The organism is Pseudomonas sp. ES3-33 (assembly GCF_000952175.1).
GTDB classification, from domain to species: domain Bacteria; phylum Pseudomonadota; class Gammaproteobacteria; order Pseudomonadales; family Pseudomonadaceae; genus Aquipseudomonas; species Aquipseudomonas gregormendelii.
Genome location: NZ_JZRI01000147.1, coordinates 59,599 through 70,416, shown reverse-complemented (window position 1 = coordinate 70,416; position 10,818 = coordinate 59,599). Strand labels below are relative to the sequence as shown.

The window sequence follows — 10,818 nt, the reverse complement described above, 5'->3', positions numbered from 1 at the left end:
CGGTTTTAGACCGTTGGTCCGCTGTCCAGGCCGCTTTTGGCGGCGTTCGCGACTATAGCAGTAATGATTAAGTGCTTCAATTCCATAAAAAATTGATATCATCTGCGCCATGACGACTACTGCCCCCTCGACCCCAAGCGTACAACTGCTTGAGGTCTCGCCGGAATATGCCGGCCAACGTATTGATAACTTCCTTCTCGCTCGGCTCAAAGGCGTGCCCAAGACCTTGATCTATCGCATTTTGCGTAAAGGCGAAGTGCGAGTGAACAAAGGTCGGATCAAGCCCGAATACAAGCTGCAGGCGGGCGATATCGTGCGCGTGCCGCCTGTGCGCGTGCCCGAGCGCGACGAGCCGGTGCCGCTGGCACAAGGCCTGCTGCAGCGCCTCGAAGCCTCGATTATCTTCGAGGACAAGGCCCTGATCGTGATCAACAAGCCTTGTGGTATTGCGGTTCACGGCGGTAGCGGTCTGACCTACGGCGTGATCGAAGCCTTCCGTCAGTTGCGCCCCGATTGCAAGGAGCTCGAGCTCGTTCACCGACTTGACCGAGACACCTCTGGCCTGCTGATGATTGCCAAGAAACGCAGCATGCTGCGTCACTTGCACACGGCCTTGCGCGGTGATGGCGTGGACAAGCGCTACATGGCGCTGGTTCGTGGCAACTGGGCCGCCTCGATCAAGCAAGTCCGTGCCTCGCTGGGCAAGAGCAACCTGCGTTCCGGCGAGCGCATGGTCGAGGTCGACGAGGAGGAGGGCAAGGAGTCCGTGACCGTGTTCAAGGTGCTAAGGCGCTTCGGCGACTTTGCGACCATGGTCGAAGCCAGGCCAATCACCGGCCGCACCCACCAGATCCGCGTGCACACCCTGCATGCCGGGCACTGCATCGCTGGCGACCCGAAATACGGGGATGAGGGTTTCAGCAAGGAAATCCGCGACCTGGGTGGCAAGCGACTGTTCCTCCACGCTTATCTGCTGACCGTGCCGCTGCCTGATGGTGGCGAGCTGAAGTTGCAGGCGCCGGTGGATGAAATGTGGGCCAAGACTGTGGAGCGCCTGAGTGCACCCCTCTGATTGCAAACTGCTGATATTTGACTGGGACGGGACGCTCGCGGACTCCATCGGGCGGATTGTCGAGGCCATGCATGTGGCCTCAGAGCGCTCAGGATTTGAGCTGCGCGATGATTTTGCCGTCAAGGGCATCATCGGTCTCGGTTTGCCGGAAGCGATTCGCACCCTGTACCCGCACATCAGCGAGGGTGAGCTGATCGCCTTTCGGGGGTATTACGCCGATCACTACATCGCCGCCGAAGCCGTGCCTTCGCCCTTGTTCGAGGGTGTGCTCGAGTCGATGGAGGCCTTTCGCGCCGAGGGTTATCATCTGGCTGTTGCAACCGGCAAGGCCCGTCGCGGGCTCGACCGGGTATTGAAGGCACACGGCTGGGAAAAATATTTCGACATCACTCGTGCGGCGGATGAAACTGCCAGCAAGCCCCATCCTCTGATGCTGGAGCAGATCCTCGCGCACTGCGACGTTCGCCCGGAGCAGGCAATGATGGTTGGCGATTCCTCTTTCGACCTGCAGATGGCCCGCAACGCCGGTATGGCGTCGGTAGCGGTCAGTTACGGCGCTCAATCGATCGAGGCGCTGAAGCTGTTCGAGCCGCGACTGGCGATTGATCGTTTTTCAGAATTGCATGCCTGGCTGAATCAACAGGCTTAACAGGTTTTTTGGGGTAGATGGCATGACCGACGAATGGAAGGCGCCCGCCAAGGCGGATGCGCAGAGCGGTGACGAGAAAAGCTGGAAGTTGCTGGAAAAGACCTTGTTGGCCAGCGTGCAGGAACAGCGCCGGTCCCGTCGCTGGGGGATTTTCTTCAAGCTGCTGACCTTTGTGTACCTGTTTGGCGCTTTGATGCTGTTCACGCCGCTGATGGACATGGAAAAAGCCGCCACTCGCAGTGCCAACTACACCGCGCTGATCGAGGTCACTGGTGTGATCGCCGACAAGGAGCAGGCCAGCGCCGATAACATCGTTGGCAGCCTGCGAGCGGCCTTCGAGGATGACAAGGTCAAGGGCGTGGTCCTGCGGATCAACAGCCCGGGCGGCAGCCCGGTGCAATCAGGCTATGTGTACGACGAGATTGTTCGCCTGCGTGCGCTGCATCCTGATACCAAGGTGTATGCGGTTATCTCCGACCTGGGGGCGTCCGGCGCTTACTACATTGCCAGTGCGGCCGATCAGATCTACGCGGACAAGGCCAGCCTGGTGGGGTCCATCGGCGTGACTGCGGCCGGTTATGGTTTCGTCGGCACCATGGAGAAGCTGGGCGTGGAGCGCCGGACCTATACGTCTGGCGAGCACAAGTCCTTCCTCGATCCGTTCCAGCCGCAGAAGCCTGATGAGACTCGGTTCTGGCAGGGCGTGCTCGATACCACCCATCAGCAATTCATCAATAGTGTGAAGAAGGGTCGTGGCGATCGCCTGAAAGACAAGGAGCACCCGGAGCTGTTCTCTGGCTTGGTCTGGTCGGGTGAGCAGGCGCTACCGCTGGGGTTGATCGATGGCCTGGGCAGTGCCAGTTCGGTGGCTCGCGATGTCATTGGCGAGAAAGAACTGGTGGATTTTACCGTTCAGGAGTCGACGTTCGACCGCTTCTCGAAGAAGCTCGGCGCCAGCGTGGCTGAACAATTGGCGATGTGGATGGGTTTCAACGGCCCGTCGTTGCGTTAAGCCGTTTAAAAGATCTTTTGCTTTCAAGGGACTTGTAAGCCCTCGACCAGCAGCATATCGATCAGCCGAATCAGCGGCAGGCCGATCAGGCTGGTGGCGTCAGGGCCTTCGGTGCGCTGAAACAGGCTCACCCCCAATCCTTCGGCCTTGAAGCTGCCTGCGCAGTCGTAGGGCTGCTCTGCATGCAGGTAACGCTCGATGCTTGCCTGGTCGAGGGTGCGCATGTGCACCGTGAACGGTACGCAATCCACCTGGCAATGCCCGGTCTGGCTGTTGAGCAGGGCCAGGCCCGTGAGAAAGGTCACGCTGGCGCCGCTGGCGGCGAGTAACTGATCCCGCGCGTTCTCGAACGTGTGCGGTTTGCCGATGATGCGCTCGCCGAGCACCGCGACCTGGTCGGAACCAATGATCAGGTGGTCGGGAAAAGTGCCAGCCAGCGCCTGGGCTTTTTCTCTGGCGAGGCGCTTGACCAGTTCAATGGCCGGCTCTTGCGGGCGATGACTTTCATCGATATCTGGCGAGCTGCAGACGAACGGCAACCGCAGGCGGGCCAGCAATTCCCGGCGGTAAACCGAGCTTGAAGCGAGTAATAAGGGCAGCATGCGCAACTCCAGAAGTCAGTTGCGAATTCTAGCGAGGCTTCCAAGTGACGCACAGGGCTGAATTTCCTTTGACATGGCTGGGTGCATCCCTATAATGCTGCGCCTATGTTGAATGACCCGATTCCACCTCACGTTGACCCGCGCAAATTGGCTGACCGTGGCACCACCCTTCAAGGTGAACTGCTGCTGGCCGATTTGGAGAGACTCTGCGACCCGCTTTCCGACACTGTCGGTACGGTGCAGGCGAAATTCGTTTTTGAACGAGATGAACGTAAGTCTGTGGTAATCCACAGTTTTATCGACACCGAAGTCAAAATGGTTTGCCAGCGTTGTCTTGAGCTGGTCACCCTGCCGATCCATAGCGAATGCAGTTATGCTGTGGTAAAGGAGGGTGCGAATACCCAGTCGTTGCCGAAAGGTTATGACGTGCTGGAACTGGGCGAAGATCCATTGGATCTGCAGTCACTGATCGAGGAGGAGCTTCTGCTCGCCTTGCCCATTGTGCCTGCTCATCATCCGGAAGAATGCCAGCAGCCGGCGGGTCTCGATGAGCCCGAACCGAGCGAGGACGAGGTAACGCGGTCCAACCCGTTCAGTGTATTGGCGCAGTTAAAGCGTGACCCAAACGTTTAGGAGTTAATCAATTATGGCTGTTCAGCAGAACAAAAAATCCCGCTCTGCCCGTGACATGCGTCGTTCGCACGACGCCCTGACGGCAAGCACTCTGTCTGTAGAAAAAACCACCGGTGAAATTCACCTGCGTCACCACGTATCGCCAGAAGGCGTATACCGTGGCCGTAAAGTGATCGACAAGGGCGCTGACGAGTAATCACTTGTCTGCTCAAGTCATCGCGATTGACGCAATGGGCGGGGACTTCGGTCCCCGCAGCATTGTTCAGGCCAGCCTCGCTTGTCTGAATGCTACGCCCTCGCTGCACCTGACCCTCGTCGGTCAACCCTCTCTCCTTGAAGAATTGCTCGCTGGCCAATCGGCTGCGGATCGCGTGCGCCTGTCTATCGTGCCCGCCAGCGAAGTCATTACCATGGACGAGAAACCGGCCCAGGCATTGCGTGGCAAGCCGGATTCGTCGATGCGCGTCGCGCTGGAGCTGTTGCGCGATGGCAAGGTCCAGGCCTGTGTCAGTGCCGGTAATACCGGGGCGTTGATGGCGTTGTCACGATTCGTGCTCAAGACCTTGCCGGGCATTGATCGGCCGGCGATGGTGGCGGCGATTCCGACGCAGACGGGCTATTGCCAGCTGCTCGACCTCGGGGCCAACGTCGATTGCAGCGCCGCACACCTGCTGCAGTTTGCGGTGATGGGCTCGGTGGCGGCCGAGACGCTGGGTATCGTCCGCCCGCGAGTCGCTTTGCTGAACATCGGCACCGAGCACATCAAGGGTAATCAGCAGGTCAAGCTGGCCGCCGCTTTGTTGCAGGAGGCGCGGGGCATCAACTACATCGGTTTTGTCGAGGGCGACGGCCTGTATCGCGGTGAAGCGGATGTGGTGGTCTGTGACGGCTTCGTCGGCAATATCCTGCTCAAGTCCAGCGAAGGGCTGGCCACCATGATTGCCGGGCGTATTGAAGCGTTGTTCAAGAAGAATCTCGCTTCGCGCATGGTCGGTGCCCTGGCGTTGCCGTTGATGAGGCGCCTGCAGGCCGATCTGGCCCCTGCGCGACACAATGGCGCGAGCTTTCTCGGCCTGCAGGGCATTGTGGTGAAAAGTCACGGCTCGGCCGGGGTTCAAGGATTTCAGAGTGCTATATCCCGTGCGTTGATCGAGATCCAGGAAAACCTGCCGGAACGCATCCACGGTCGTCTGGAGGATTTGTTGCTTTAGGCGTTTTCGTCGGACAATGCTTAAATGTGACCGCTCAGTTCAATTGGCCATCCAACTGTCAGTTTCTTGCGTCCCCCAGTCGGGACGTCAATTCTCCGACGACAAGATCATTAGGGGCTTGTTACATGTCTGCTTCCCTCGCATTCGTCTTTCCAGGACAGGGTTCGCAGTCCCTCGGCATGCTGGCCGAGTTGGGCGCGCAACATCCGGTTGTCCTTGAAACGTTCAAAGAAGCTTCCGATGCCCTCGGTTACGACCTGTGGGCGCTGATCCAGCAAGGGCCGGAAGAGCAACTCAATCAAACCGACAAGACCCAGCCGGCCATCCTGACCGCCTCGATCGCCCTGTGGCGTCTGTGGCTGGCAGAAGGTGGCGCGCGTCCGGCCTACGTGGCCGGTCACAGCCTGGGTGAGTACAGCGCTCTGGTTGCTGCCGGCAGTCTGAGCCTGGCTGACGCGGTCAAGCTCGTCGAGCGCCGTGGCCAGTTGATGCAGGAAGCGGTTCCGGCCGGGCAGGGCGGCATGGCCGCCATCCTCGGTCTCGACGATGCTGACGTGCTGGCAGCCTGCGCTGAAGCAGCGCAAGGTGAAGTGGTCAGTGCCGTCAACTTCAATTCCCCGGGCCAGGTCGTCATCGCCGGTGCCAAGGCGGCGGTTGAGCGCGCCATTGAAGGCTGCAAGGCTCGTGGTGCCAAGCGCGCCATGCCGTTGCCGGTCAGCGTGCCGTCCCATTGCGAGTTGATGCGTCCGGCTGCCGAGCGTTTCGCTGAATCGATCGCCGCGATCGACTGGCAGGCCCCGCAGATTCCAGTGCTGCAGAACGTCAGCGCAGCAGTGCCGGCTGATCTGGAAACCCTCAAGCGCGATTTGCTCGAGCAGCTCTACAAGCCTGTGCGCTGGGTCGAGTCTGTGCAGGCGCTGGCGGCCAAGGGTGCGACCCAACTGGTCGAATGCGGTCCTGGCAAAGTACTGGCCGGTTTGAACAAGCGTTGCGCCGAAGGCGTGGCAACCTCCAACCTCAATACCCCAGACGCTTTCGCTGCCGCCCGTGCAGCGTTGGCCTGAATCAGGAGAAACTTGCATGAGTCTGCAAGGTAAAGTTGCACTGGTCACCGGTGCAAGCCGCGGTATCGGCCAGGCCATCGCCCTGGAACTGGGTCGTCAGGGTGCCATCGTCGTGGGTACTGCGACTTCCGCATCCGGCGCCGAGCGCATTGCTGCGACCCTGAAGGAAAACGGTATCCAGGGCACTGGCCTGGAACTTAATGTGACCAGTGACGAGTCCGTCGCCGCCGTGTTGGCGAGCATTGCCGAGCAGTTCGGTGCACCGGCGATCCTGGTCAACAATGCCGGTATCACCCGCGATAACCTGATGATGCGGATGAAAGATGACGAATGGCATGACGTCGTCGATACCAACCTGAACAGTCTGTTCCGCCTGTCCAAGGGCGTTTTGCGTGGCATGACCAAGGCGCGTTGGGGACGAATTATCAGTATTGGTTCGGTTGTGGGTGCCATGGGCAACGCAGGCCAAGTAAACTACGCTGCGGCCAAGGCCGGTCTGGAAGGTTTCAGCCGTGCGCTGGCGCGTGAAGTCGGATCGCGTTCGATTACGGTAAACTCGGTGGCCCCAGGGTTCATCGACACCGATATGACTCGCGAACTGCCCGAAGCGCAGCGTCAAAACCTGGTTACACAGATTCCGCTGGGTCGTCTGGGGCAAGCGCAAGAGATCGCGTCTGTGGTCGCTTTTCTTGCATCCGACGGTGCGGCTTACGTTACTGGGGCTACAATCCCGGTGAACGGCGGGATGTACATGAGTTAAATGTGACGGACTGCTTCAAAAAAATGTCATACGAGCTGTCTAAAATCCGTTATAAAGCTGCAATCTATTTATAGGCATCGGGCTGCAGGGTTAGAGGAGTGAAGCTTTCAGTTGAAAAACTGAAAAGTCTTTCTATACACTTACCCACTGGCCAGCTGCCTGAATTTGTCCATTAGGAGTGAAAACAAGGTATGAGCACCATCGAAGAGCGCGTCAAGAAAATCGTTGCCGAGCAACTGGGCGTTAAGGAAGAAGAAGTGACTAACAGCGCTTCCTTCGTTGAAGACCTGGGTGCTGACTCCCTTGACACCGTTGAGCTGGTGATGGCTCTGGAAGAGGAATTCGAGACCGAAATCCCTGACGAAGAAGCTGAGAAGATCACTACTGTACAAGCTGCAATCGACTACGTTACCAGCCACCAGGCGTAATAGTTTGTAGTCGTTGTTTGCTGTCATGGAAAAACCGCACTGCCTCCTGGCGTGCGGTTTTTTCTTTAGGCCTGATGCAAAGTCGTCATTTGAAAAAGGAGAGTGCTGTGTCGCGTAGACGCGTCGTAGTCACCGGTATGGGTATGTTGTCGCCACTGGGCACGGATGTGCCAAGCAGCTGGCAGGGCATTCTGGCTGGCCGCAGTGGCATTGGTCTGATCGAACACACCGACCTTTCTGCCTATTCCACCCGTTTTGGCGGCTCGGTAAAGGGCTTCAATGTCGAGGAATACCTGTCGGTCAAGGAAGCGCGCAAGCTCGACCTGTTCATTCAATACGGTCTGGCCGCAGGGTTTCAGGCAGTAAAAAATGCAGGCCTGGAAGTAACCGATGCCAACCGCGAACGCATCGGCGTCGCCATGGGCTCGGGCATTGGCGGCCTGACCAACATCGAAGAAACCAGCCGTACCCTGCATGAATCCGGACCACGACGGATTTCGCCGTTTTTCGTGCCCGGCTCGATCATCAATATGATTTCCGGATTCCTGTCCATCCACCTGGGAGCACAGGGTCCCAACTACGCCATCGCCACGGCCTGTACCACGGGTACGCACTGTATTGGCATGGCGGCACGCAACATCATGTATGACGAAGCCGACGTGATGATCGCCGGTGGCGCCGAGATGGCCGCTTGTGGCCTGGGCATGGGCGGCTTCGGTGCCTCCCGGGCACTGTCGACCCGCAACGACGAGCCTGCCCGTGCCAGTCGTCCATGGGACAAGGGGCGTGACGGCTTTGTGCTGTCCGACGGTGCTGGCGCGCTGGTACTTGAAGAACTGGAGCACGCCAAGGCTCGCGGTGCGACCATTTACGCCGAGTTGATCGGTTTTGGCACCAGTGGCGATGCGTTCCACATGACTTCGCCACCTGCCGATGGTGCGGGTGCTGCACGCTGCATCACCAATGCCTTGCGCGATGCGAAGATCAACAGTGACCAGGTCCAGTACATCAACGCCCACGGCACTTCGACTTCGGCCGGTGATCTTGCCGAAGCCTGTGCGATCAGGTCGGTGTTTGGTGATCACGCCTACAAGCTGGCCGTCAGTTCGACCAAGTCCATGACCGGTCACCTCCTGGGTGCCGCGGGTGCGGTTGAAGCGATCTTCAGTGTGCTGGCAATCAACAGCCAGGTGGCGCCACCGACCATCAACCTGGACGAGCCGGACGAAGGCTGTGACCTCGACTTCGTGCCGCACACTGCGCGCAACATGGATATCGACGTGGTGCTGTCCAACTCCTTCGGGTTTGGCGGTACCAACGGCTCCCTGGTGTTCCGCCGGTTCGCTGGCTGATGGACTGCTGGGTCGACGGTCAGCCGGCGCACGCTGTGTCGCTGAAGGATCGCGGCCTGGGCTACGGCGATGGTCTGTTCGAGACCATCGCCGTGCGCAATGGCACACCGGTATTGCTGGATCGTCATCTGGTGCGGTTGCTTGAGGGTTGCCAGCGCCTGGCAATCAACCTTGATGGCGCGGTGGTGCGCACCGAGCTGCTGGCCTATGCCCTCGCGCTCGGTGAAGGCGTACTCAAGCTGATCGTCACCCGGGGCGAAAGTGCTCGCGGCTATGCCCCGGACCCTGTCGTTGCGGCGCGCCGCATCATGCTGGGCAATCCTCCTGCGATTTATCCGCCAGCCCATGCGGAGCAGGGCGTGCGCCTGTTCCCTTGCGTCACCCGGCTGTCCTTGCAACCCTTGTTGGCTGGTCTCAAGCACCTCAATCGCCTGGAGCAGGTCATCGCCCGTTCCGAGTGGCAAGACGTTGAGCACGCCGAAGGCCTGATGCTGGACCAGGCCGGTCGTGTGGTTGAGGGCGTGTTCAGTAATCTGTTCCTGGTGCGTGATGGTGTGTTGATCACCGCCGATCTCGGTCGCTGCGGCGTCGCCGGGGTAATGCGCGCTGAATTATTGTTTCAAGCTGAGTCTTCAGCGATCCCTGTACAAATCATCGATATCACCCTGGAACAGCTGCAATGGGCCGATGAAGTCTTTGTCTGTAATAGTGTTTATGGCATTTGGCCGGTGCGTGCGTATGCTGCACTGAGCTGGCCGGTTGGGCCACTCACCCGTAAACTCCAAACCATTGCCCGTGCGCTATTGGATGCTTGATTCGTGAGACGTAAATTCTTGCTGCTGCTTGAAACCGGATTGGTTCTGGCAGGGCTGTTATTCGGCTTTTCCGCCTGGAAAATTCATTCGGCGCTGGATCAGTCGCTGAACATCACCCAGGAAGAAATGCTCGAAGTACCCAAGGGTACGACACCCACCCGTACTTTCTACCGACTCGAAGCCGATGGCGTCATCAAGGACGCGTTCTGGCTTCGCGTGTACTGGCGCTTCAACCTCGCCGGACAACCCTTGCACAGCGGCGAATACCGCATGCAGCCCGGCATGACCGTCGAAGGCCTGATCGATTCGTGGAAACGCGGGGACGTGGTGCAGTACAGCGTGACGCTGGTCGAAGGCTGGAATTTCCATCAGGTCCGCGCGGCCCTCGCCAGGGACGAAAAACTCCAGCAGACCCTCGCAGGTTTGAGCGACTCCCAGGTGATGGAAAAGCTCGGCCACCCTGGGATTTTTCCGGAGGGGCGTTTTTTCCCCGATACCTATAGTTTCGTTCGCGGCATGAGCGACATCGAATTGCTCAAGACTGCTTACGAGCGCCTCGACGAAGTACTGGCCAGGGAGTGGAACCAGCGAGCGGCTGATCTGCCCTACGCCGATCCGTACCAGGCGCTGATCATGGCCTCCCTGGTGGAGAAGGAAACCGGTGTGCCCCAGGAGCGCGGGCAGATTGCCGGCGTGTTCGTGCGACGCATGGCGTTGGGCATGCTCCTGCAGACTGATCCAACCGTGATCTACGGCCTGGGCGATCGCTACAGCGGCAAATTGACTCGTGCCCACCTCAAGGAAGCGACGCCGTATAACACCTACATGATTTCCGGCCTGCCACCGACTCCCATCGCCATGGTCGGGCGCGAAGCGATTCACGCGGCATTAAATCCGGTGGCCGGCAGCAGTCTGTATTTCGTTGCCCGTGGCGACGGCAGTCATGTTTTTTCCGATGACCTGGATGCGCACAACAACGCAGTGCGCGAGTACCAGCTCAAGCGTCGCGCCGATTACCGTTCCAGCCCGGCACCGGCCACTGCACCTGAGGCACCAGCGCCGCAAACACCTGACACCAACAGCGCGGCCGACGAAGCACCGATTCCTGCCGCGGCGCCCAACCCCGATCCCGAGGCTTTGCCCCAGGTCGCACCGCAGGAGCCGCCAGCGGCGCCTGCAGCCGAACCGGACGCCACCACGCCGCAAAGCCCGCAATGACC

The 10,818-nt window shown here is 59.4% G+C and carries 13 protein-coding genes; 12 read left to right on the top strand and 1 reads right to left on the bottom strand.

Annotation, left to right across the window (positions count from 1 at the left end; genetic code table 11):
- Positions 1-109 precede the first annotated feature (109 nt).
- The 3 genes from rluC to sppA are packed head-to-tail and all read left to right on the top strand — an operon-like array spanning position 110 to position 2,733.
- Entirely contained in the window at positions 110-1,072 is a 963-nt protein-coding gene (rluC, locus tag UB23_RS23915) for a 23S rRNA pseudouridine(955/2504/2580) synthase RluC (RefSeq protein WP_045061729.1), read from the top strand.
- Entirely contained in the window at positions 1,059-1,721 is a 663-nt protein-coding gene (locus UB23_RS23910) for an HAD-IA family hydrolase (RefSeq protein WP_045061728.1), read from the top strand. The genes rluC and UB23_RS23910 overlap by 14 nt, the downstream gene beginning before the upstream one ends.
- Positions 1,722-1,743: 22 nt before the next feature.
- A complete protein-coding gene (gene sppA / locus UB23_RS23905) occupies positions 1,744-2,733 on the top strand; it encodes a signal peptide peptidase SppA (RefSeq protein ID WP_045061727.1) in 990 nt (329 codons plus the stop codon).
- A gap of 23 nt (positions 2,734-2,756) precedes the next feature.
- On the opposite strand, the gene UB23_RS23900 is transcribed toward sppA, so the two are convergent.
- Positions 2,757-3,335, bottom strand: coding sequence for a Maf family protein (locus UB23_RS23900; protein WP_045061726.1), 579 nt, complete (start codon positions 3,333-3,335; stop codon positions 2,757-2,759).
- A 105-nt stretch (positions 3,336-3,440) separates the two neighbouring features.
- Here UB23_RS23900 and UB23_RS23895 point away from each other — a divergent pair, with 105 nt between their 5' ends.
- The 9 genes from UB23_RS23895 to mltG all read left to right on the top strand — a co-directional run bounded on the left by UB23_RS23895 (position 3,441) and on the right by mltG (position 10,816).
- The gene (locus UB23_RS23895) at positions 3,441-3,968 is read left to right on the top strand and encodes a YceD family protein (protein WP_004371317.1); all 528 of its coding nucleotides are present in this window, start codon (positions 3,441-3,443) and stop codon (positions 3,966-3,968) included.
- Between the two features lie 13 nt (positions 3,969-3,981).
- Complete coding sequence (gene rpmF, locus UB23_RS23890) at positions 3,982-4,164, top strand: 50S ribosomal protein L32 (protein ID WP_008152339.1); 183 nt, start codon at positions 3,982-3,984, stop codon at positions 4,162-4,164.
- 4 nt (positions 4,165-4,168) lie between these two features.
- A complete protein-coding gene (gene plsX / locus UB23_RS23885) occupies positions 4,169-5,179 on the top strand; it encodes a phosphate acyltransferase PlsX (RefSeq protein ID WP_082069239.1) in 1,011 nt (336 codons plus the stop codon).
- A gap of 125 nt (positions 5,180-5,304) precedes the next feature.
- Positions 5,305-6,243, top strand: a complete 939-nt coding sequence (fabD, locus tag UB23_RS23880; RefSeq protein ID WP_045061724.1) for an ACP S-malonyltransferase — start codon at positions 5,305-5,307, stop codon at positions 6,241-6,243.
- Between the two features lie 16 nt (positions 6,244-6,259).
- The gene (fabG, locus tag UB23_RS23875) at positions 6,260-7,003 is read left to right on the top strand and encodes a 3-oxoacyl-ACP reductase FabG (RefSeq protein ID WP_045061723.1); all 744 of its coding nucleotides are present in this window, start codon (positions 6,260-6,262) and stop codon (positions 7,001-7,003) included.
- A gap of 191 nt (positions 7,004-7,194) precedes the next feature.
- Positions 7,195-7,431, top strand: coding sequence for an acyl carrier protein (gene acpP, locus UB23_RS23870; RefSeq protein WP_004371293.1), 237 nt, complete (start codon positions 7,195-7,197; stop codon positions 7,429-7,431).
- Between the two features lie 107 nt (positions 7,432-7,538).
- Complete coding sequence (gene fabF / locus UB23_RS23865; protein ID WP_045061722.1) at positions 7,539-8,783, top strand: beta-ketoacyl-ACP synthase II; 1,245 nt, start codon at positions 7,539-7,541, stop codon at positions 8,781-8,783.
- Positions 8,783-9,598: an aminodeoxychorismate lyase gene (gene pabC / locus UB23_RS23860; protein WP_045061721.1), complete on the top strand. Its 816-nt coding sequence runs from the start codon at positions 8,783-8,785 to the stop codon at positions 9,596-9,598. Before fabF ends, pabC begins: the two co-directional genes overlap by 1 nt.
- 3 nt (positions 9,599-9,601) lie before the next feature.
- Positions 9,602-10,816 (top strand): endolytic transglycosylase MltG, encoded by a 1,215-nt coding sequence (mltG, locus tag UB23_RS23855; RefSeq protein WP_045061720.1) that lies wholly within the window; start codon positions 9,602-9,604, stop codon positions 10,814-10,816.
- Positions 10,817-10,818 lie beyond the last annotated feature (2 nt).

Excerpts from the sequence above, each read along its gene's own strand:
- rluC (WP_045061729.1), top strand. The coding sequence starts at position 110 with ATGACGACTACTGCCCCCTCGACCCCAAGCGTACAACTGCTTGAGGTC.
- sppA (WP_045061727.1), top strand. The coding sequence starts at position 1,744 with ATGACCGACGAATGGAAGGCGCCCGCCAAGGCGGATGCGCAGAGCGGT.
- UB23_RS23900 (WP_045061726.1), bottom strand. The coding sequence starts at position 3,335 with ATGCTGCCCTTATTACTCGCTTCAAGCTCGGTTTACCGCCGGGAATTG.
- UB23_RS23895 (WP_004371317.1), top strand. The coding sequence starts at position 3,441 with ATGTTGAATGACCCGATTCCACCTCACGTTGACCCGCGCAAATTGGCT.
- rpmF (WP_008152339.1), top strand. The coding sequence starts at position 3,982 with ATGGCTGTTCAGCAGAACAAAAAATCCCGCTCTGCCCGTGACATGCGT.
- fabD (WP_045061724.1), top strand. The coding sequence starts at position 5,305 with ATGTCTGCTTCCCTCGCATTCGTCTTTCCAGGACAGGGTTCGCAGTCC.
- fabG (WP_045061723.1), top strand. The coding sequence starts at position 6,260 with ATGAGTCTGCAAGGTAAAGTTGCACTGGTCACCGGTGCAAGCCGCGGT.
- acpP (WP_004371293.1), top strand. The coding sequence starts at position 7,195 with ATGAGCACCATCGAAGAGCGCGTCAAGAAAATCGTTGCCGAGCAACTG.
- pabC (WP_045061721.1), top strand. The coding sequence starts at position 8,783 with ATGGACTGCTGGGTCGACGGTCAGCCGGCGCACGCTGTGTCGCTGAAG.